The organism is Modestobacter altitudinis, assembly GCF_005930475.1.
Lineage (GTDB): Bacteria > Actinomycetota > Actinomycetes > Mycobacteriales > Geodermatophilaceae > Modestobacter > Modestobacter altitudinis.
This window is the reverse complement of record NZ_SJEW01000049.1, coordinates 14,942-36,296: the sequence shown is the minus strand read 5'-3', so window position 1 is coordinate 36,296 and position 21,355 is coordinate 14,942. Positions and strand designations below refer to the sequence as shown.

Genomic DNA, 21,355 nt, shown 5'->3' with positions numbered 1-21,355 from the left:
CCCCCGTACCACCGGGTAGGTCCGCCTGCCCCTGCCCCCGCCACCGGGTGAGCAGGGCGTCGACCGCGGCCAGGTGCACCGCCTGCAGGTCGGGCACCCCCGCACGCAGCAGCCAGCCGCGCAGCACCCGGCGGCGCAGCGCGGCGGGGAGCTCGGCGAGCGGGCCGGCCGGCAGCCCGCCGTCCGCGCCGAGCAGGGCGTCCAGCTCCGCGGCGGCCAGCGCGTCGAGGGCGTCGAGGTCCTCCCGGAGCAGCGCCGCGGTGCGGGCCAGCGCCGGCGCCACCCCGCCGCCGAGCACGTCCTCGAGCAGCGGCAGCACCTCGCCGCGCAGCCGCACCCGGGTGTAGGCCGGGTCGGTGTTCCACGGGTCGTCCCAGACCGGCAGCTGTTGGGCGGCGCAGGCGGCCCGGGCGGTCTCCCGGCGCACCCCGAGCAGGGGGCGCCAGAACGGCGCCCGGTGCTCCACCATGCCGCCGACCGAGCGCGGGCCCGACCCGCGGGCCAGCCCGAGCAGCACGGTCTCGGCCTGGTCGTCCAAGGTGTGCCCGAGCGCCACCGTCGCACCGTGCTCGGCGGCGGCCGCCCGCAACGCCGTGCCGCGCGCCTCCCGGGCAGCTGCCTCCGGGCCACCGGCGGTGCCGACGGTCACCGGCACGACGAGCACCGGGGCCAGCCGCAGCGACCGGAGCAGCGCGGCGGTGCGCCCCGCCTGCTCCGCCGAACCGGGCTGCAGGCCGTGGTCGACGGTCACCGCCCCGACCGGGCGCCCCGACCGGGGTGCCTCGAAGGCCAGCGCCGCGGCCAGCGCGACCGAGTCCGCGCCACCGCTGCAGGCGACCAGCACCGGCCCGGCGGTGGCGCTCAGGCCGGGGCGGACCGCCGCCCGCAGCGCCGCGACGGCGGGGTGCGGCCCTGCCATGCCGGCTGTCGCGCCCGCCGGCTCAGGCCGGGATGGCCGGCCGCGTGCCCAGCACGCGCTCCACCCAGCGGGCGGGCTCGGTGAGCTCCTCCTTCAGCGGCAGGTTCGCCGGGCCGGCCCACACCTGGTTGAAGCCGTCCATGCCGACGAGGTCCACCACGCCGGCGACGAACACCCGACCGTCGGCGTACTGCTGCATCTTCTGCTCCAGCCCCAGCAGCCGGCGCAGCACCCGGTCGATCGGCCCGCGGCCCTTGCGGCGCTGGGCGAAGCGCTTGCGCAGCGTGCGCACCGAGGGGACGACGTCCGGGCCGACGCCGTCCATCACGTACTCGGCGTGCCCCTCGACCAGGCTCATCACCGCGGTGACCCGGTCCAGCGCCTCGCGCTGCCCGGGGTCCTTGATCAGCGCCATCAGGCCCTGCGGCGCGTCGTCGTCCGGGCTGGTCCCGCGGACGGCGTCGGTGAGGCTGCGCAGCACGTCGGTGAGCCGCTCGCGCAGCACGTCGGGGGTCAGGTCGGTGGCCTCGGCGAAGGAGCTGACCTGCTCCTCCAGGTAGCCGCGCAGCCACGGGACGGCGGTGAACTGCAGCTGGTGGGTGACCTCGTGCAGGCAGACCCAGAGCCGGAAGTCGGTGGGGTCGACGCCGAGCCGGCGCTCGGTCTCGACGATGTTGGGGGCCACCAGCAGCAGCCGGCCCCCGCTGCCGAAGACCTCGTACTGGCCCAGCACCCGGCTGCACAGGAAGGCCAGGACGCCGCCGGCCTGCACGCCGGTGGCCCGGGACCCGATCGCGGTCGCCAGCGGGCCCGGGGTCTTGCCCTGGGCCTCGGTCAGCGCGTCGGCCAGCGGGTCGAGCAGCGCGGCCATGCCGGCGGTGTTCGCCGCCACCCAGCCGGGCCGGTCGACGACGGCGACGGTGGGCACGGGGCCCCCGGGCACCGGGTGCAGGCCGGTCAGCTGCTCCACGTGCGCGACGGCGGTCGCGGCGGCGCGGTGCAGCTCCTCGACGACGGCGGCGGCCTCCTCGCGGGAGGTCTCCGGTCCGGGCCCGACGAGGCGCCGGGCGGTGCGGCCGGCGAGGTCCCAGTCGACGAGGGACGAGGAACGGCTCATCACCTCACCGTACGGGACGGCCCTCCTGCAGGGGCCCGCCCCGAGCCCGCGGGGGGTGGGGGGCAGGAGGGTCCTTCACCGGCAGCCGCAGCCGGCCAGGGCGTCGGCGACGACGTCCAGCGACCCCTCCCCCGCGGTGAGGCTGCCGACCGTGCCGTCGGCCATGACGGCGAAGGCCAGCAGCCGGCCGTCGGCGGTGAGCACGGTCCCGGCCAGGTCGTTGGTGCCCAGCAGGGTGCCGGTCTTGGCGCGCACCGTGCCCGGCCCGGCCTGGCCGCCTGCGACGACCCGCTCCGCCAGCGTCCCGTCGTAGCCGGCCACCGGCAGGCCGGACAGCAGCCCGTCGGCGTGGTCGATGCTCCCGTCGGCGGCGACCCGGACGACGTCCACCAGCAGCTGAGCGGGCACCCGGTCGTCCTGGGACAGGCCGCTGGCGTCGTGGACGTCCATCCCGGTGGTGTCCAGCCCGGCGTCGGTCAGGGCCGCGGTGATCGCCTCGGCGGCACCGTCGAAGCTGGCCGGCAGGCCGCGGGCGATGGCCACCTGCCGGCCGAGGGACTCGGCCAGCAGGTTGTCCGAGGCGTTCAGCGCCTCCTCGACCAGCCGGTCGATCGGGGCGGACTCCACGGTGCCCAGCGTCGGGGCGCCGGCCGGGGCCTGGCCCAGCTCGACCGGGACGTCCGGCGCACCGAGGGCCGCCGCCAGCGCCCGCCCGGCGTCGGTGCCCGGCGACCCGCTGCGCTGGCTCTCCCCCGGCTCGACGCGGGCGCCGTCGACGGCGGTCGCCGTCACCGGGGCGGCGTAGCTGGACGGGGCGTCGTCAGCGCCCCAGCCGGAGGCGGTCAGCGGGCCGGTGAACAGCGAGTTGTCCACCACGACGCCGGTGACCGGCTGGCCGCCGAGCGCCTGGCCCACCTGGGCGGCCAGGTCGGCGACGGTGGCCGCGCCCGGGTAGTCGGTGGACGGGGCGGTGCTGGACAGCGTCGGGTCTCCCCCGCCGACGAGGACGACCTGCCCGGGCGTGCTGCCGGCGACGACCGTGGTGGTGAGGGTGTCGGTCGGGTCCAAGGTGGTCAGCACGGCCAGGCCGGTGAGCAGCTTGGCGGTGGAGGCCGGGGTGCTCGGGTCCGCGGCGTCCTGGTCGAAGAGCACCTGACCGGTGGCCACGTCGACGACCTGCGCGGACAGCCCTCCGCCGATGGCCGGCGCCGCGAGCAGCGGGGACAGCACGCCGGCGAGGACGGTGGGGTCGGGCAGCGGCGCGTCGGCGCTGAGCTCGGTGAGCACCGGACCGGGGCCGCTGAGCTCGGGCAGCACGGCATCGGGCACCTGCTCGGCGTCCTCGGCGACGGTCGACCCGCCGCGGTCGGTCAGCCGCAGCGTCACCAGCACCCCGGCAGCGACCAGCACGAGGGCGAGCAGGGCGGCGACCAGCACCACCCGCCGCCGGCTGCGCGTCCGCCCGGGTCGGTCGTCGCCGTCGTGCGGGGGCCGCTCCGCGAGGCGTCGGCCCGGGGGCGGCGCGGCGGACGCGCCCCGTGCCCGGGGACCGGGGGTGGGTCGGGGTCGCGGGGTCCGCTGCGCGGGTTCGACCGGCGTCTGCGTGGCCGGCTGGGCGGCCGCCGCGTGGCGGCCGGCGGCCCACTCCACCTGAGCGCGCGCGACGTCGGCGCGTTCGGCCGCCGCCTTCTGCTCGGCTGCCCGCTGCGCCGTGGCTGCCTGCTCGGCGACCTCCCGCTGGTGCGCCGCCCGCTCGGCGGCCAGCACCGCGGCCTCCCCGGCGGCGGCGCGGTCGGCGGCGGCGCGGTCGGCGGCGAACCGCTCGGCCTCGGCCTGCTCCGCAGCGGCGCGGTCAGCGGCGGCCTGCTCGGCATCCGCGCGGGCCTGGGCGGCCTGCTCCTCGGCTGCCTGCTCAGCGGCGGCACGCTGAGCGGCCCACTCCCGGACCGCCGCCAGGTCGGCGGCGGCCTGCTCGGCCCGCGCGCGCTCCAGCTCGGCCTCGTCGGCTGCCGCCTGCGCGGCGGCGGCCTCGTCGGCGGCCTGGCCGGCCGCGCGCTCGGCGGCGGCCCGCTCGGCCGCCCACTGCTTCACCGCGGCGAGGTCGGCAGCGGCCTGGTCTGCCGCCCGCTGCGCCTCGTCGCCGGCATCTCCGCCCGCGGCCGGCACGGCCTCACCATCGGGCTCCACGACGTCGTCGTGGGACCGGACGTCGTCCACCGGCTCCGGGATCTCGGAGCCGGGGGGCCCTGGCCCCTCGGCGGGCGGTGGCGCGGGTGCCGCTGCCTCGTCGGCGGACCCCTCCGGCGCTCCCCCGTCGGACTCCTCGCCCGGCCTCGCCGCGATCTCCCCCACCCCCTGGAGTGACCTCCGCCGACGCGGCGGTCCGTCGTAGGACAGACTATCGGCGTGCAGTTCGACGTGACGGTAGAGATCCCCAAGGGCCAGCGGAACAAGTACGAGCTGGACCACGCCACCGGACGCATCCGGCTCGACCGGATGCTGTTCACCTCGACCAGGTACCCGGCCGACTACGGGTACGTCGAGGAGACGCTCGGGATGGACGGTGACCCGCTCGATGCCCTCGTGCTCCTGGAGGAGCCGACCTTCCCGGGGTGCCTCATCACCTGCCGGGCCATCGGCATGTTCCGGATGACCGACGAGGCCGGCGGGGACGACAAGGTCCTCACCGTCCCCGCGACGGACCCCCGGATGGCCCACCTGCAGGACATCAACGACGTGTCGGAGTTCGACCGGCTGGAGATCCAGCACTTCTTCGAGACCTACAAGGACCTCGAGCCGGGCAAGTCGGTCGAGGGCGCCGAGTGGGTCGGGCGGGCCGAGGCCGAGGCCGAGATCGAGGCGTCCCGCCAGCGCGCGATCGACACCCCGCTGCACTGAGCAAGGGCCCTCCTTCCCCCACCACTCGCACGCTCGCGGCGGGGCCCTGCAGGAGGGCCGTCCGAGCACGCACCGACCGCCGACGGTGCCGGGCAGGCTGTCCTCCGACGTGCCCACCTGGACCGAACGGACGACGTGACCACACCTGACGAGCAGGCCACCGCCGACCCGGTCACCGCGACCGACCCCGTGGCCGGCGAGATCGCGGCCGGCTACGACTTCCCGGGGCCCGCGCTGGAGTTCGGCTCGGTCGTCCACGGCGGCGTCCCGCACCCCACGGCGCAGGTCCGCGTCCCGCTGTCGATGATGAACCGGCACGGGTTGATCGCCGGGGCCACCGGCACCGGGAAGACCAAGACCCTGCAGCTGCTGGCCGAGCAGCTCTCGGCGCAGGGCGTGCCCGTCGTGCTCGCCGACGTCAAGGGCGACCTGAGCGGTCTGGCCCGCCCCGGCGAGTCCGGTGACCGGGTCACCCGGCGCGCCGCGGACACCGCCGACGACTGGACGCCGACCGGGTTCCCCGTGGAGTACCTGGCGCTGGGCGGCCTGGGCACCGGCGTGCCGCTGCGCGCGACGGTCACCAGCTTCGGCCCGCTGCTGCTGAGCAAGGTCATGGACCTCAACGCCACCCAGACCAGCTCCCTCGGCCTGGTGTTCCACCACGCGGACTCCGCCGGGCTGCCGCTGCTCGACCTCAAGGACCTCCGCGCGGTGATCAGCTGGCTGACCAGCAACGCGGGCAAGCCCGACCTGGAGCAGCTGGGCGGGCTGTCCCGGGCCACCGCGGGCGTCATCCTCCGCGAGCTGGTCACGCTGGAGGACGGTGGCGGCGACGTCTTCTTCGGCGAGCCGGAGTGGGAGACCTCCGACCTGCTGCGGACGACGCCGGACGGGCGCGGGGTCATCACCGCGGTCGAGCTCAGCGAGCTGCAGGACCGGCCGCGGCTGTTCTCCACCTTCCTGATGTGGCTGCTCGCCGACCTGTTCGAGGAGCTGCCCGAGGTCGGGGACACCGACCGGCCGAAGCTGGTCTTCTTCTTCGACGAGGCGCACCTGCTGTTCACCGGCGCCAGCAAGGCGTTCCTGGAGACGGTGACCCAGACGGTGCGGCTGATCCGGTCCAAGGGCGTGGGGATCTTCTTCGTCACCCAGAACCCCACGGACGTGCCGACGCCGGTCCTCGGCCAGCTGGGCAACCGGGTGCAGCACGCGCTGCGGTCCTTCACCCCGGAGGACGCCGACGCGCTGAAGAAGACGGTGCGCACCTACCCGAAGACCGACGCCTACGACATCGCCGAGACGCTGGGCGCGCTCGGCACCGGCGAGGCGGTGATCACGGTGCTCAGCGAGCGGGGGGCACCGACGCCGGTCGCCTGGACCATGCTCCGTGCGCCGCGGTCGGCGATGGCCCCGCTGGACCCGGCCGCCCAGCAGCAGGCGGTCGCGGCGTCCCCGTTGCAGGCGCGGTACGGCACCCCGCTGGACCGCGACTCCGCCTACGAGCGGCTGGCCGCGCGGATGGCCCCGCCGGAGCCGGCGCCGGTCCCCCGCCGGGCACCGGCACCCGAGCGGGAGCGGGCCGACGACCCCGCTCCCCGCGCACGGCGGCGCACCCAGCCGGAGCCCGCTGACGACGGCGTCCTGGGGCAGGTGCTCAAGTCCTCGGCCTTCCGCTCCTTCGCCCGGTCGGCCGCCTCGGCGTTGGGCCGGGAGGTCACCCGCGGGATCTTCGGGACCCGCCGCCGGCGCTGACCCCGGGGCGTCACGGCACCCTGGTCAGGCTCACGCCCCGACCGGGGTGCAGGTCCGCCGGGTCGGCGGAGATGGTGCGCAGGTCACCGTCGAGCATCGCCGGGGCCACGTCGGGCCGGCGGGCCCGCATGTTCGGGGCGATGGCGTCCAGCAGGCAGACGCACGGCGTGCTGGCCGGGGAGCCCAGGTAGTACTCCGACCCCGCGCCCGGCATCGCGGTCCACGGCACCCCCAGCATCCGGAGCAGCCGCAGGACCCGGTCGTCCAGGACGGTGACCCAGCCCTCGACCCCACTGGCCCGGGAGTACCGGTAGAGGCCGTGGCAGAGCGCGAGGGTGACCTCGCCGCGGCCGGCGCCGCTGCGGTGCCCCCGGGCGACGGCGAGGGTGGCGACGTCCCAGACCGGCCGGCCGGCGAGACCGGCGGACCACAGCGAGTCCGGCACGGGCAGCTGCCAGGGCGGGCCGGCCACGTCGGTCAGCGTCTTCAGCTCACCCGTCGTGTCCGGGACGATCAGCCGCATCATCCCCAGCGCCGACCCGTCGGAGTCGTCCAGGACCACGACGTAGCGGGAGCGGTCCGCGTAGCGGCCGTACTCCTGCTCCATGACCTCCGCGGTGTTGTCGAACGAGTCGAGGAAGACCTCGGCCTCCAGGGCCTGAGCGGCATGCACCTCCGCAGCGGTGTCGGCGACCACCAACCGCAGCCGGCTGGCCGCCGTGCCGTGGTCGCGCGCCGGTCCGGCCTGGACCGGCCGGCGGTCGCCGGTGCCGAACAGCTGGGGGCCGACCGGTGTCGGAGGCATCGTCTCCACCTCAGAAGGACTTCGCGACGATCGTGCTCGCGGAGAGGAAGTCCTGGGTGAAGGAGACGGCGGTGTCCACGTCGAAGGCCTTGCAGGTGTAGAGGTCCACCGAGAAGAACAGCCGCGGCTGCTCCCAGGCGTAGAAGTGCGCGCCCGAGGTCTCCCAGTGGATCCAGCCCGCCCAGCCGTACAGGTCGGAGCGGTGCGTCACCGGCTCGATGAGCTGCACCATGTCGACGGCGCGGGACAGCGCGGACAGGTAGCTGCGGATCAGCTCGTCGTCGATCGGACCGGCGGGGACCCCTTCGACGACCAGCCGCTGGCGGAGGATGTCCGGTGCGAGGTCGCGCCACGGGTCGGTCCCCGGCTGCAGCGACTGCCGGTCGCCGGTGCCGAAGAGGTGCGGTCGGGCGAGGTCGGTGGCGGTGATCGGGGATGCTGTCACGCCACCCAGCGTGCTGCGTCGACAGCAGACGGCACCCGAGCTGCGCGGCGTGTCCGCTGGTGAGATCTGCCGAAGTCGGCGGTCCCACCTGGTCGGATCGTCCCCGGGGTCAGACGGCCGTCTGGTCCAGCCCGACGGTGGCAGCGGCGGCGGCCAACCAGCTGAGGAAGTCGTCGACGGGCATCGGGCGGGCGATCGCGTACCCCTGGGCCACGTCGCAGCCGAGCGCGGCGAGCACGGCGCCGGTCGCGACGTCCTCCACGCCCTCGGCCACCAGACTCAGCCCGAGGTCGTGGGCGAGCGCCACCGTGTGCCGCACGATGGCGGCGGCACGGGGGTCGCAGTCGACCTCCGCCGTCAGGCTTCGGTCCAGCTTGAGCTCGTCGGCGGGCAGGTTGCGCAGGTAGGCCAGCGAGCTGTAGCCGGTGCCGTAGTCGTCGATCGACGTCCGGACGCCCAGCCGGCGCAGGTCGCCCAGCACGGCCCGGCCCCGCTCCGGATCGGCCATGAGCGTGTCCTCGACCAACTCGAGCGTCAGCGCCCGCGGCGGCAGCCCGTGCCGGAGCAGGGCGGCGGAGACCTTGCTCGGCAGGTCCAGGTCCGTGACGCTGGCCGCCGTCAGGTTCACCGACACCGCCACCTGCTGCTCGGTCCACCACCGGCCGGCCGCGGACAGTGCCAGCTCCAGCACGTGGTCGGTGAGCGGCCCCAGCAGCCCGGCCTGCTCCGCGGCGGGCAGCAGGTCGGCCGGGGAGAGCAGCCCGCGGGTCGGGTGCTGCCACCGGACCAGCGCCTCGGCCCCGACGACGGTCCCGTCCCGCAGGTCCACCTGGGGCTGCAGGAACACGACGAGCTCGTCGTCGGTGAGCGCGGTCCGCAGCTCCTCCATGGTGCGCAGCCGGTCGCCGGCGGACTTGGCGGTGTCCGGGACGTGGACGTGCACGCCCTCCCGGGCGCTCTTGGCCGTGTACATCGCCACGTCGGCGGAGCGCAGCAGCTCCTGCACGCTGGCGGCGGGGACCGGGGCGGTCGACACGCCGATGCTGACGCCGACGTGCAGTCGGATCCCCTCGACGGTGAACGGCTGGAGCAGCAGCTCGCGCAGCCGGTGGGCCAGCGCCTGCGCCTCCGCGAGGCTGGTGTCGGGCACCATGACGGCGAACTCGTCGCCGCCGAGCCGGGCGAGCACGTCCTCGGCCCGCAGCGCGCTGCGGAGCCGCGGCCCCACCTGGCGCAGCAGGTCGTCGCCGGCGGGGTGCCCGAGGCTGTCGTTGACCTCCTTGAACCCGTCGAGGTCGAGCAGCAGCAGGGCCGCCGGCCGGCTGGGCGTGGCTGCGGCGAGGATGACCTGGGCACGCGCCAGCAGGGCGCGGCGGTTGGCCAGCCCGGTGAGCTCGTCGGTCCGGGCCTCGAGCTTGACCTCGTTGAAGCCCCGGACCTCGTTGAAGGTGACCGCGATCCGCAGGATGCCGGCCAGCACGCAGGCGATCGCCAGGTACGCCGAGACGGTGGGCATCGGGTACAGCCAGCCGTACCCGAGGACGAACAGGCTCGCCACGGTGCAGACCAGCGGCACGGCGAGCAGCCGCCATCCGATCCGGGAGGCGACGTTGGGGTCGGTCGGCTGGGGGTGCTCACGGGCCCAGGACGCGGCGAGCGCCGCCAGGACCATGCAGGCCAGCCAGCCCAGCTCCAGCGGCCCGCCGTCGACGTAGCGACCTTGGTACTGCAGGGCGAACAGGACGATGTCGGAGACGCAGACGCAGCACAGGCCCGCGGCGAGCGCCAGCAGGGTGCGGTCGACCCGGACGCCGAGGATGGAGCCGACGGCCATCAGCACGGCCAGCAGCAGCACGTCGGTGATCGGGCCCACCAGCTCGGTGAGCTCCACGACCCGGTCACCGGCGTCCGGGTACAGGTAGGGGCCCAGCACGAAGGCGACGCCGAGGGAGAGGCTGCCGAGGGCGCCGATGACGCCGTCCAGCCACATGCTCGGGTGGAAGCGCGGCACCCGGGCCCGGATGATGCCGACGACGAAGACGTAGAGCATCAGGTACCCGGCCAGGGTCACCGCGTCCGACAGCGGGGTCGTCGGCCCGTTGCCGTCGACGCCGGCGGCGAGCACCCGCAGCGCGTTGCCCACCGCGCTCAGCGTCAACGCCACACCGAAGCCCGACCAGGCGATCCGCTCGCTGCGCACCCGGACGGCCGCGGCGAAGCAGCCCCCGGCGGCGGCGAGGTAGGGCAGGTTGAACAGGACGACGTCGTAGGCCCGGTCCCAGGCCACGCCGGCGGGCCGCTCCCCCACGCCGGTGGCGAAGAGGGCCGACAGGGCGAGGGTGAGCAGCAGCGCCCAGGCTGGTCGGCGCTGCGCCGTCGCCGGTGGCTGTAGCTGCTCCATGGACCAGTCATCGACCTCCGGGAGCGGCGACCGCAGGCCGATCCGGGTGCTGGTCACCCGTCAGGGTGACACCACCCGGCGGCGGGGCGGAGGGCTGGACCGAGGGGAGGTGGAGAGCCGCCTGTCGGAATCGCCACCGAGTCCCACGTCGTCGCCACGGGAGTCGGCCTGCCGGTACGGATCCAGGCGATGCGCGACGCTGGCTGGCCCCGAGGCCAGTGACCCCTGCGCCGCCGGTATCGGGCGGGGCCGTGCCGCCGCTGCGACGACCAGCGCTCCGCAGACTCGTCCCGCCAGCTGTTGAGGCGGGTAGCGGTCGCTGCTGACGAGGTTCTGTCTGCGGAGAAGTCAGATCCCTGTGGTCGTGGGGTCGCCGGCGGTGTCGCCCTGCGCCGCCTCGACCGCGTCCGACTGGGTGGTGGCAACAGTTCCTGGCTTCCCGCGACAACCCAGCGCCATCGTCGCGAACGCGGTGCCGACGCCGGTCGCCAGCGCGCCCAGTGCCCAGGCCGGACCGGTGCGCTCGATACCCAGTGCACGATCGAGGGACAGGTCCCCGGGGCCGGTCTCGGTCAACGCGGTCAGCGCGCCGATCAGGACGGCGTTGTACTCCCAGCCGCCGTTGGCCGCCCACGGGCCGTTGGGCAGGTGCACCTTCCGGATCGCCGTCGTCATCACACCGGTCAGTGCGGCTGACGCCAACGGGGTCGCCAGGCCGGCGGCGAGCAGCGCCCCGCCTGCGGTCTCCGTCGTCCCGGCGACGACGGCGTGCACCTTCGCCGGACGCATCTCGAGGGCCTCCATCATCCCCGCGGTGCCAGCGCGGCCGGGGCCGCCGAACCAGCCGAAGAGCTTCTGCGTCCCGTGCCCGATGAACAGGCCCCCGATCAGGGCCCGCGCCGCCAGTCGCCCGATGCTCATGCCGTCCTCCTTCGCCGGAGTTGATGCCGACCGTTACATGCCCTGCGGCTGCGCAGCGCATGCGCCGTCGGCTCCGCGACGCGTCAGGACCCTCACTTGCCCCCACTCACGCGGGCCGGTCCCGCCGATCGGTGTCGCCGGTCTGCGCGGCCCGTTGGAGGGGGGTTGGGGCACCGATCTGCGGCGTTCAGGCACGTCCTCCCTGCTGTCGGGCCGCCTGGTGCGGGGCAGGCCTGACCGATGTGGCGCTGTTGACGGCCCGCAGTTGACGGCCGTGACACGTCCGTCGACCCAGGCGCACCCCTTCCAGTCCAACTCGCGGCTCGAAGTGGGCGCCGCGGTCGGGGGGTGACACCACGCGGCCTGGGACCGCAGTACTCGTCACAACGAATCGCGTCGGCCTGGGTGAGCTCCTATGTGCAAGGGCTCGGCGGTAGCGTTTCGGCTGGCGGTGGGTGCGGTGGACTGGCCGCAGCGAAGAGCAGGTCTGGGACTGGGAGCCTGTCGCGCAGCTGGCTTCGGCCGTGAAGACGCGTCCCGTTTGCCGCTGCCGCACTCACCGTCCTATCGCGGTCGGTGCCCGGCCGGCGGCGAGGTCTTCGTGCAGGGTCTTGTAGACCACGTCGGAGAGGCGTCGTTTCAGGCAGCGCAGCGCTTCGCGTCCGGTCTTGCCTTCGGCGCGTTTGCGCAGGTAGTAGGCGCGGCCTTCGGTGTCGGCGCGGATCTGGGTGATCGCCATGGTGTAGAGCACCCGGTTGAGCGTGCGGTTGCCTGAGCGGTTGAGCCGATGCCTGGTGGTGCGGCCGGAGGAGGCCGGGATCGGGGCGGTGCCGTTGGCGGCGGCGAAGGCGTGCCGGGAGCGGTAGCGGCGCACGTCGGCGACCTCGCCGAGGATGGTGGCCGCGCCGACCGGGCCCAGGTCGTAGGGCTCGGTCAGGCCGGTGTCGACCTGGGCCACCGCGGCGGTGATGAGGTCGGCGACCTCGCGGATCTCGACGGTCAGCTCGGCCAGGCGGGTGAGCCGCCGGCGGGTCAGCAGGGCCCGCACGCTGGTCTGACCGGCGAGCAGGTCCTTGGCCTTGGCGATGAAGGTCGGCGCGGTCAGCCGCGGGATCTGGGCCTGGTAACCGGGCAGCAGGCCGTGCAGCTCGGAGTGGGCGCGGTTGGCCAGGGCGGTGCGCTCGGCGACCAGCTGAGCGCGGTAGTCGGCCAGCGCACGCAGATCCGCGGCCTGCCCGACCGCCAGCCGGACCGGCGGCAGGGTCGGCTCGCGGGCGGTGATCCGGGCGATGGCGACCGCATCGACCGGGTCGGTCTTGCCCGCACCGGGCCGGCCGGAGCGCTCCCGGCTGGTCAGCGAGGGCGGGACCTCGACGACCTCGGCCGAGCCGGTGAGCACCAGATGAACGGCGGCGCCGCGGCCGTAGTTGCCCGAGCCCTCGATGCCGACCCGGGTCACTGCGTGCGCGGTGAGCAGTTGCTCGAGGCTGTCGAAGCCGGCTTCGGTGTTGGCCACCTCGGTGACGATCACCGGTCGCCCGGCATCATCGATGACGGCCACCGCGAGGGTGTCCTTGTGGGTGTCAATTCCGGCGAGCACACAGGCTCCTTCCGCGTCGGACGAGCTCGCGGATCGCCGGTGTCCGGGCGCAGCGCATGCACCTGCGGGCCGCCGCGGCCCCACGCTCCTATCAAGCGTCAACCGCCCGAACCCCGACGGACGTCACCGGCGGGCAAACACTGCGAAGGCCACGGCAGAACACGGCGGGCAGCAAAAGGTCGAGCCTCGCCGGTGACGCCTGCGAGCACCCCGCCTCGGCGACGGGGCGCCTCTTCGTACCGCAGGTGCATGAGGTGTGTTCGGCGGGTCTTGATGTCCTTTCGTGGTTGACCTGCGCTCCGCACCGTCGGCGTCGTCGGCCGTAGGGTCGAGCTCGCGCTGGACACTCGTGGTGCGCGAAGTCGTGGTCCGTCGTGCCGCAGGTCGGCGGGATTGGTCGGCAACTGACCGCATCGCCCCGGGGGAACACTGCCGACATGGCGAAGCAACCCGGAGTCGACCCAGACGACCTGTACCGCCAGGCCCAGGAGACTCTGCTACGAGGCCTCGTGGCCGGCGACGCTCCGCAGGACCTCGTCGACGCCGTGGCGCTCTTCCACGTGCCCGGTTGGCTCACGCCGGATGTCGCGATGCTCGACCTGGCGGTGACCGCATTGGACCTTGCCTGCCCTGTCGGCGCCCAACCACTGGCTCATGCGGGGTTGCGGGAGCGACTCCTGCCTGAGGTGACCTTCCGCGGCCGCGTCGAGCAACGCAGCAGCCAGTACGCTCCACGCCGCCGCCTGCATGCGCGGGGGGCTGCAGCCGGATCTGCTCAGCGACACTGGCTGGTGGCAGTCCCCGCTGTGGCGTACGCGCTCTACGCCATGGTCATCTATGCGCGGGCCGCCGCAGAGCGCCTCGACGTCTCCCGTGGCAGACATCGCTCAACGGATCGCCGATCGACACAACATTGATTCCCGCCTCAACGGCTGACTCTCGCCACCTTGACGTGGGCTCGCATGCGCGCCGTCTGGCGCGTACAGCGCGTCAACGCTCACTCAAGCCCGCGCGAGCAGCCGGCGTTCGCCCTGACCAAGCTGTCCCTGAGAACGGCTTCAGGGCGACCTGTGCACGGATGTCAGGCGGCGAGCCTGGACGCTCAGCCCGGAAGGTGGATCAACTCCAGCTGGATGTTGTCCGGATCGCGGAACACCACCACCGAATACGGCATGGGATCAGTCGTGTCGATGACGCCGCTGTGCTGGACTCCCTGCTCGTTGAGCCATGTGGCCCACGCCTCGAGAGTCTCTCGACTGGAGACCGCCAGCGCGAAGTGGTCCAGGCCCGTCATCGTTTCGTCCGCCGGCGTGCCTCGGTTCATGGCGTGTCGGTGAATGCCGATCGCCCATCCCTGGTCCGGCTTGACGAGCACCACCGCGTATCCGGACTCCTCCGAGCCGTAGTGCGGGAACTTCATCGGGAGCGGTTCTAGAGCCAGGACGCGCTGATACCACGCGACGCTCGCGTCGAGGTCCGTGACAGTGATCGAGAAGTGCCCGAGCCCCTTGACAGCCGGTGGACTTTTCGCGGTGTCGGTCATCTTCTCCTCCTGACTGCCTGGGGGCTCGAACCGGATGCCACCGGACCCGGATTGACCTGCGTGGTCTCCGGCTGACGTGGCGACCTGGCCCGAGCAGGTTGCACCGGGGTGTCGAACTGCCACAAGAGGGCGCACGAGCCGCGACCGGCGCGAGGATTCACCCCCACGTGTCACTACACCGAGGAGGCGGCCGGCCACGCGGGCGCACGCCGGTTCTCTGAGTCCGGGCGTACCTCGGTGCACCGTCCAGTCCCCTGCCAGGCCGGACCCCTTTGGCTGGAGGTGCCAGCGTGTGGCGTGGGAGGTCGCCCCGAATGGGCCGCTTCGTGACAGCTTTGAAGGCGACGAAGGCCACCTCATCCCCTGTTGCTACAAGCCGAGCAGCTGAACACGCGCAGTCGTGGGCCCTCAAGGACACCGCCGTGGCGGTCCTCGACGGCGGCTCCACAAGGTGACTTGTACGCGTGGAGCCGGCGATCCTCGACAGCGCCCGTAGGCACGGCGTCGCCGACGAGACGTGCTGCACGCCCTGCGCAACACCATGGCCAGCTATCCCAACCAGGGCGATTGGGGTCTCACCATCGCCGTCGGCCCCGCCCGCAACGGCGTCACGATGCTGGAGATCGGGTTCGACGTCGACGAGACCGGCCGCCGAATCGTCGTCCACGCCATGAACGCCCGACGCAAGTACCTCCGAGGAGGGGTGATCTGAGATGCCACGCAGCTACGACGAGATCGTTCGACTGTCCGAGGCGATGGCCGACCAGCTCGAGAAGGACACAACCGAACCAGCCATCTCTGCCGAGGAGAGCGCCTTGCGCGCCGCTGTCCTGCGCCGTTCCATCGCTGAGGGCGACGTTGGTCAGGCAGTCGTCGCGGCCCGCATTGCCGGCTTGTCCTGGGCCGCTGTGGGCTCGGCGGTCGGCACCAGTGGCGAGGCGGCCCGGCAGCGTTACGGCAAGCTGACCGGGGAGCCAGTGGCATCCGGGCGCAAGGAGTCCATCGCGGTGAGAGCTCACGAGGGAGGCGGCAAGTCGGTGGTCGAGAACGGTGGCCGTTCCGCCTCCACTGGCCGTTCTGTGGCGAGCGCAGCGGCGAAGAAGGTCGTCGGCAAGAAGGTGAAGGGGTCCCGCTGATCCCGGGGCCGTGTCACCTCTTCCCGTCAGGCTGGCCACCGCTACACGACTCCTTGATCGATGACCCGGGGGCAACCAGGACCCCTCCGGGCGACGGCATCGGTAGCTGCGTGGCTCGTCCCGTGCCTCGAAGCCCGGGGCCCGCAGACGCAGCGACGGGCGTGCGGAGCTCATGACCGCCGCCATTTCGAACCGCCGTTGACCGCGTCATAACGCCGGTGCGCGGCGGTGACCGCGAACGGTCCCGTGCCCAATTCGTGCCCAGTCCGCCCTGGAACAGCCTCTTGAGCGGGCGGACCGAAGGCGAACAGGCTGGTCAGATGCGAGCCGCCTGTCGGAATCGAACCGACGACCTTCTCATTACGAGTGAGATGCTCTACCGACTGAGCTAAGGCGGCGGACTGCGCGGGTGAGCCTACGGCACCGCCGCCCCCCGTCCGCCGACCCCCCGCCACCGCGGGTCGGACCGCCCGCCGGGCTCAGGCTGGCAGCCGCAGCGCCACGGTGAGCGCCTCGACCGCGATCTGCGGTTTCACGTTCTGCTCGAGCGCGGTGCGGGCCGCCAGCACCGCGTCGATCCGGCGCAGCGCCCCCTCGGCACCGATCCGGCGGGCCAGCTCCACGGCGTCGGCCCGACGGTCGGGGTGGGCCAGCGGCAGGGTCAGCTCCCCCGACCCGGCGCCCACGGCGCTGACCACCAGGGCATCCCGGTACATCGCCGCCAGGTCCACCAGGGCCCGATCGAGGGAGTCCCGGCCGATCCGGGTGGCCCGCGACTTCTGCCGCTTCTCCAGCTCCTTGAGCTGGCCGGCACCGCGGCTGGCCGCGGCCACCCCCGGGCCGCGGGCGCCCACGCCGAGACTCGCCTTGACCGCCTCGGTCTCGGGCACGTCGACCTCGGCCACGGCCTTGTCCGTCTCCTCCTTGGCCGTGCCGACCAGGTCGTCGGCGGCGTTGAGGCAGGCGGCCAGGGAGACCAGGGACAGCGGGATGTCCAGCACGGCCTTGCGCGCCAGCCGGGCCGCCTCGTCGCGGGCCAGGTGCCGGGCCCGGCCGACGTGCCCTCCGGCGGCGGCAGCAGACCAGGCGGCCAGCGCCGGGTCGACGCCGTCCCGGCGGGCCAGCACCTCGGCGACGGCCTCGACCGTCGGGGTGCGCAGCGGCACCACCCGGCACCGGGACCGGATCGTCACCGGGACGTCGTCGGGGTGCAGGGACGGCGCGCAGAGCAGGATCACGGTGCGCGGAGGCGGTTCCTCGAGCATCTTCAGCACGGCGTTCGACGCCGCCTCGCTCATCCGGTCGGCGTCCTCGACGAGCACGATCTGCCAGCGGCCCTGCGAGGGCGCCCGGGCCGCTGTGCGCACGATCTGGCGGACCTCGGCCACCCCGATCGACAGCCCCTCGGGCACGACCCGGTGCACGTCGGCGTGGCTGCCGGCCAGCACGGTGCGGCACTCGTGGCAGGTGCCGTCGCCCCCGGCCGGGCACTGCAGCGCCGCGGCGAACGCGCGCGCGGCCACCGAGCGGCCCGATCCCGGCGGCCCGGTGAACAGCCAGGCGTGGGTCATCGAAGCGGGCTGCGCCACGGCCGCCTGCAGTTCGGCCACGACGGCCGGCTGCCCGACGACGTCGGCCCACACCCCCGCTCCCGTCACGTGCCCATCCTCCCGCAATCGCTTCTCGGCCCCCTCCAGAGGCTCGGCGCGAGCCTGCGAGTGGTGAGGAGGAGGGGGTCCTTCGACTTCATCAGGGGTGCAACTGCGGGGTCGGCCCGGTCTGCACCACGTGGTCACCGTGCCGGCGGGTGCGCGGCACCCGGGCGTGCGGCGGCAGCTGCTGCAGCGGCAGGCCCTGCAGCAGGTCGCTGACCCGGGTCCGGATCGCCGCGGCGAGCTCGTCGGGGCTGCGGCGGGCGTCGAGCACCAGGTAGCGGTCGGGCTGCGCCTCGGCGAGGGCCCGGAAGGTGCGGCGGACCCGCTGGTGGAAGTCCAGCGACTCCGACTCCAGCCGGTCGGCGGCGGCCCGGCCGCGGGCCCGGGCCAGCCCCACCTCGGGCGGCAGGTCCAGCAGCACGGTGAGGTCGGGCTGCAGCCCCTGGGTCGCCCAGCGGGAGATCGACCGGACGTCGTCCATCGGGATGGTGCGACCCGCCCCCTGGTAGGCCAGCGAGCTGTCCACGAACCGGTCGGTGATCACCACCTCCCCGGCGTCCAGCGCGGGCCGGAGCACGTCGTGCACGTGCTGGGCGCGGTCGGCGGCGTAGAGCAGCGCCTCGGACCGCGGCGACAGCCCGGCGCTCGCCGGGTCCAGCACGATCGACCGGATCTTGGCGCCCAGCGGCGTCCCGCCCGGCTCCCGGGTGGTCCGGGCGACCAGGCCCTCCTCGGTGAGCCACTCCTGCAGCCGGCGGGTCTGGGTGGACTTGCCCGCGCCCTCGCCGCCCTCGAAGGCGATGAACACCCCGCCTCCGGCGAGCCGGCGGCGGGCGGTGGTGTCCCGGCGGAGCGCGGTGACCACGTCGGCGACCAGCGGCACCGGGCGGCCGTCGTCCATCTGCCGGTAGGCCAGCACGCCGACCGCGACGGCGAGCAGCCCGGCGACGAGGAGCATCACCCGCTCGCCGGTCACGGCCAGCGTCACCGAGCCGAGGTCGACCGAGGTGCGACCGAGCAGCCCGACCCCGAACGGCACGACCGCCAGCGAGACGATCAGCGACGCCCGGACCAGGGACTGGACCAGGGCGAACGTGCGGCCCCGCAGGGCGTCGTCGACCTCGGTGCCCAGCAGCGTGAAGCCCGCCAGGTAGGCGATCCCGGCGAAGAAGCCCGCGACCACGACGAGCAGCAGGGCGATCCACAGCGTGAAGGTCCAGGCCAGCAGCCCGACGCCGACGCCGGCGCCCACGATGGCGATGCCGAACAACCGCTCCCGGGACAGGTCCCGGGCGATGCTGGGACCCAGCGAGATGCCCAGGCCCAGGCCGATGAACACCGCGCCGAACAGCAGGCCGTAGGCGGCCTCCCCGCCGCCGACCGAGCTGGCGAAGGCCTGACCGGTGGCGATGACCACGCCCGCGGCGGCGAACGCGCCGGTGATGCCGACGACCAGGCCACGCACCAGCGGCGTGTGGCCGGCGAAGCTGAAGCCGGTGCGCAGCGAGTGCAGGAAGGTCTCGCCGGAGACCTGCGCGCCGGCGGCGCGGCGACCGCTGATCGAGGGCAGGTTCCAGATGACGACCGCGGCCACCAGGAAGGTCAGCGCGTTGAGGTAGAGGGACAGCGCGGTCTCGTCCAGCGAGGGCACCGTTGCGCCGAGCCGGTCGCCGACGGTCGTCAGCAACGCGAAGACCAGCGCCGCCAGCACCGGCGTCAGGCCGTAGGTGGTGACCAGCGACAGCTGGTTGGCCGGTTCCAGCTGGTCCTTGCGGAGCATGTTCGGGACGGCGGCCTCCTTGGCCGGGATCCAGAACAGGCTGATCGCCTCGATGAGGAACTGCGCGATGAACAGCCACACCAGGTCGCCGACGACGGGGATCGACGCGAACAGCGCGAAGCGCAGCAGGTCGGAGACGACCATGGTCTTGCGCCGGTCGAAGCGGTCGGCGAACGCACCGGCCAGCGGGCCGAGCAGGATGGCAGGGAGCAGCCGGAACAGCAGGACGGCGCCGAGGGCGTAGTTCTGACCGGCGAACCCGTCGACCAGCGAGGTCGCGGTGGCGGTGATGGCCAGCAGCCCCAGCCAGTCACCGAAACTGGACAGCGACATCGACAGCCACAGCTTCCGGAAGTCCCGGACCCGGAGGACGGCGCGCACCTTGGCCACCAGGCTGACGCCACCGCCGTCGTGGTGGTGGTCGTCGTGGTCGTCGTCGTGGTGCTCGGCGTGGTCGTCGGCCGGCTCGGCGCCGGAGCGGTCGGCCACCGGGGTCTCGTCGACGTGCAGCCCGGCCAGCGGCACCGCGCCGTCCTCGCTCGGCGTGCCGGCCGGCGGCAGGCCGTCGGCGGGCACCGCGGCAGCGAGCGGCTGGTCGGCCGCGTCGGCGACCCGGCCCGGACCCGGGCCGGGTGCGGCGGGGACGCCGTCGGCGGACGGGCCGCTGCGGGACGGGCGGTCCGTCGGGTCGGAGCTGATCGAGACCCCCCGGGGTGCTGTGGTGTCTGGCCGGTGGCTCGGCTCGGCAACGGTACCGGGCGGGGACGACGGAATCGCCCGTGATCGGCCCGAGCGGAGGAACTGTCACCTCCCCGCCCGGCGCTAGCCTCGCCCCGTGCAGAGCCCCGGCGCCTGGGACCCGACCACCTACCTGCGCTTCGCCGGGGAACGTGCCCGGCCCTTTGCCGAGCTGGTGTCCCGGGTCGACGCCGGCGCACCCCGGGTCGTGGTGGACCTGGGCTGCGGGGACGGTTCGGCGACCGCCGGGCTCGCGCAGCGCTGGCCGGGGGCCCGCGTCACCGGCGTGGACAGCTCACCGTCGATGCTCGCGGCCGCGGCGGCGCACGCCGTCCCCGGCCGGCTGGAGTTCGTCGCCGGGGACCTGCGGGACTGGCGGCCGGCCGGGCCGGTGGACGTGCTGGTCAGCAACGCCGCGCTGCACTGGGTGCCCGGGCACGGGCAGCTGCTCACCCGCTGGGCCGGCGACCTGACGCCGGGCGGCTGGCTGGCGGTGCAGGTGCCCGGCAACCAGGCGGCGCCCACCCACGCCCTGCTCGCCGACCTGGTCGGCAGCCGGCGCTGGCGACCGCGGCTGGCTCCCGGGGACGAGACGGTGCTCGACCCGGCCGCCGTCCTCGACCCGGTCGGCTACCTGGACGTGCTCTCCGCGGCCGGGCTGGTCGCCGACGTGTGGGAGACGACCTACCTGCACGTGCTCAGCGGCAAGGACCCGGTGCTCGGCTGGGTCTCGGGCACGGTGCTGCGGCCGGTGCTGGACCGGCTGTCCCCGGCCGACGCCGGGCAGCTGACCGCCGAGTACGCCGCCCTGCTCCGCACGGCGTACCCCGCCCGGGCCGACGGGAGGACCGTGCTGCCCTTCCGCCGGCTGTTCGCCGTCGGCCACCGGCCCGGGTGACCCTCAGCGGGGGGTGAGGCGGTGGGCCCGGGTCGTGTACGGCAGCTCCAGCTCGTCGCGGCCGCGGGTGTCGGGGTGGGTGGCCACCAGCTCGCGCACCGCGCCGAGGAACCGGTCGCGGTCGGCGTCGTCCATGGTGGCGACGTAGCTGCGGGTGCCGATCCCCCGGACGACCTGCTCGGGTGTGACGTGCTGGACCGTGCCCGAGTCGAACACCTCCACCGTCGCCGGCAGCGCAGCGGCGAACCGGTCGACGACCCCCTGGTCGGCCTCGTGGTCCCGGGCCTCGCCGGCGAGCAGCTCGCCCAGCGCCCGCACCCAGGGCACCCGCTCGTCGCGGGTGTTCCAGACGAAGCCGACCACGCCGCCGGGGCGCAGCACCCGGCGCAGCTCCGCGGCCGCCGGTGCCGGGTCGAACCAGTGCGCTGCCTGGCCGGCGACCACCGCGTCGACATCGGCGCCGGGGAGCGGTATCGACTCCGCTCCCCCGCCCACCGCCTCGACCTGCGGCAACCGGGTCCGCAACTGCTCCAGCATCGGCTCGCTCAGGTCGACCGCGACGACCTCGTGCCCGGCGGCCAGCAGGACGTCGGTCAGCAGCCCGGTGCCCGCCCCGAGGTCGAGCACCCGCAACGGCCGGTCACCGAGCAGGAACCCGACCGCGTCGGCGGGGTAGCCCGGGCGCAGGGCGGCGTAGTCGGCCGCGACCGATCCGAACGACGTCCGCCGCTCCTGCCAGCCCTGCAC

18 protein-coding genes and 1 tRNA gene are annotated in these 21,355 nt (G+C 74.4%); 6 read left to right on the top strand and 13 right to left on the bottom strand.

Translation table 11 applies throughout. The features are described from left to right. From tilS to dacB, 3 genes are all read right to left on the bottom strand, one after another. The coding region (gene tilS / locus FHL79_RS17070; RefSeq protein ID WP_138759775.1) for a tRNA lysidine(34) synthetase TilS at positions 1-919 on the bottom strand (919 nt) is incomplete at its 3' end. Positions 920-941: 22 nt separating this feature from the next. Then, complete coding sequence (locus FHL79_RS17065) at positions 942-2,036, bottom strand: zinc-dependent metalloprotease (RefSeq protein WP_138759774.1); 1,095 nt, start codon at positions 2,034-2,036, stop codon at positions 942-944. A 75-nt stretch (positions 2,037-2,111) separates the two neighbouring features. Beyond that, a complete protein-coding gene (dacB, locus tag FHL79_RS25875; RefSeq protein WP_246080912.1) occupies positions 2,112-4,253 on the bottom strand; it encodes a D-alanyl-D-alanine carboxypeptidase/D-alanyl-D-alanine endopeptidase in 2,142 nt (713 codons plus the stop codon). Between the two features lie 189 nt (positions 4,254-4,442). Here dacB and FHL79_RS17055 point away from each other — a divergent pair, with 189 nt between their 5' ends. Beyond that, the gene (locus FHL79_RS17055; protein WP_138759773.1) at positions 4,443-4,934 is read left to right on the top strand and encodes an inorganic diphosphatase; all 492 of its coding nucleotides are present in this window, start codon (positions 4,443-4,445) and stop codon (positions 4,932-4,934) included. 135 nt (positions 4,935-5,069) lie between these two features. Then, positions 5,070-6,686 carry a helicase HerA-like domain-containing protein gene (locus FHL79_RS17050; protein ID WP_138759772.1) on the top strand — a complete coding sequence of 539 codons (1,617 nt, stop codon included), beginning with the start codon at positions 5,070-5,072 and terminating at the stop codon, positions 6,684-6,686. A gap of 10 nt (positions 6,687-6,696) precedes the next feature. On the opposite strand, the gene FHL79_RS17045 is transcribed toward FHL79_RS17050, so the two are convergent. The 5 genes from FHL79_RS17045 to FHL79_RS17025 form a co-directional block, all read right to left on the bottom strand. Beyond that, positions 6,697-7,491, bottom strand: coding sequence for a GNAT family protein (locus FHL79_RS17045; RefSeq protein WP_246080910.1), 795 nt, complete (start codon positions 7,489-7,491; stop codon positions 6,697-6,699). 10 nt (positions 7,492-7,501) lie between these two features. After that, positions 7,502-7,936 (bottom strand): S-adenosylmethionine decarboxylase, encoded by a 435-nt coding sequence (locus FHL79_RS17040; protein WP_138759771.1) that lies wholly within the window; start codon positions 7,934-7,936, stop codon positions 7,502-7,504. A gap of 109 nt (positions 7,937-8,045) precedes the next feature. Continuing rightward, positions 8,046-10,394: a putative bifunctional diguanylate cyclase/phosphodiesterase gene (locus FHL79_RS17035; protein WP_138759770.1), complete on the bottom strand. Its 2,349-nt coding sequence runs from the start codon at positions 10,392-10,394 to the stop codon at positions 8,046-8,048. A gap of 291 nt (positions 10,395-10,685) precedes the next feature. Beyond that, positions 10,686-11,258 carry a DoxX family protein gene (locus tag FHL79_RS17030; RefSeq protein WP_138759769.1) on the bottom strand — a complete coding sequence of 191 codons (573 nt, stop codon included), beginning with the start codon at positions 11,256-11,258 and terminating at the stop codon, positions 10,686-10,688. A 556-nt stretch (positions 11,259-11,814) separates the two neighbouring features. After that, on the bottom strand, positions 11,815-12,858 hold the full coding sequence (locus FHL79_RS17025) for an IS110 family RNA-guided transposase (RefSeq protein WP_138759768.1): 1,044 nt from the start codon (positions 12,856-12,858) through the stop codon (positions 11,815-11,817). A gap of 437 nt (positions 12,859-13,295) precedes the next feature. Between FHL79_RS17025 and FHL79_RS17020 the strand changes: the two genes are divergently transcribed. Then, positions 13,296-13,775 carry a hypothetical protein gene (locus FHL79_RS17020; protein ID WP_138759767.1) on the top strand — a complete coding sequence of 160 codons (480 nt, stop codon included), beginning with the start codon at positions 13,296-13,298 and terminating at the stop codon, positions 13,773-13,775. 185 nt (positions 13,776-13,960) lie between these two features. Here FHL79_RS17020 and FHL79_RS17015 read toward each other — a convergent pair whose 3' ends face one another. Beyond that, complete coding sequence (locus FHL79_RS17015; RefSeq protein WP_138759766.1) at positions 13,961-14,401, bottom strand: VOC family protein; 441 nt, start codon at positions 14,399-14,401, stop codon at positions 13,961-13,963. A 517-nt stretch (positions 14,402-14,918) separates the two neighbouring features. Here FHL79_RS17015 and FHL79_RS17010 point away from each other — a divergent pair. Together FHL79_RS17010 and FHL79_RS25420 are read left to right on the top strand one after the other, a co-directional pair. Next, positions 14,919-15,113: a hypothetical protein gene (locus tag FHL79_RS17010; protein WP_138759765.1), complete on the top strand. Its 195-nt coding sequence runs from the start codon at positions 14,919-14,921 to the stop codon at positions 15,111-15,113. Position 15,114: 1 nt separating this feature from the next. After that, positions 15,115-15,537 carry a hypothetical protein gene (locus tag FHL79_RS25420; RefSeq protein ID WP_179966101.1) on the top strand — a complete coding sequence of 141 codons (423 nt, stop codon included), beginning with the start codon at positions 15,115-15,117 and terminating at the stop codon, positions 15,535-15,537. Positions 15,538-15,862: 325 nt separating this feature from the next. Here FHL79_RS25420 and FHL79_RS17000 read toward each other — a convergent pair. The 3 genes from FHL79_RS17000 to tmk all read right to left on the bottom strand — a co-directional run bounded on the left by FHL79_RS17000 (position 15,863) and on the right by tmk (position 19,548). Then, positions 15,863-15,935 (bottom strand) — tRNA-Thr (locus tag FHL79_RS17000). An 81-nt stretch (positions 15,936-16,016) separates the two neighbouring features. After that, complete coding sequence (locus tag FHL79_RS16995) at positions 16,017-17,195, bottom strand: DNA polymerase III subunit delta' (RefSeq protein WP_138759764.1); 1,179 nt, start codon at positions 17,193-17,195, stop codon at positions 16,017-16,019. A gap of 91 nt (positions 17,196-17,286) precedes the next feature. Beyond that, on the bottom strand, positions 17,287-19,548 hold the full coding sequence (tmk, locus tag FHL79_RS16990) for a dTMP kinase (RefSeq protein WP_246080908.1): 2,262 nt from the start codon (positions 19,546-19,548) through the stop codon (positions 17,287-17,289). A 259-nt stretch (positions 19,549-19,807) separates the two neighbouring features. On the opposite strand from tmk, the gene FHL79_RS16985 reads away from it, so the two are divergent. After that, on the top strand, positions 19,808-20,608 hold the full coding sequence (locus FHL79_RS16985) for a trans-aconitate 2-methyltransferase (protein ID WP_138759762.1): 801 nt from the start codon (positions 19,808-19,810) through the stop codon (positions 20,606-20,608). A 3-nt stretch (positions 20,609-20,611) separates the two neighbouring features. On the opposite strand, the gene FHL79_RS16980 is transcribed toward FHL79_RS16985, so the two are convergent. Further along, entirely contained in the window at positions 20,612-21,355 is a 744-nt protein-coding gene (locus FHL79_RS16980) for a class I SAM-dependent methyltransferase (protein WP_138759761.1), read from the bottom strand.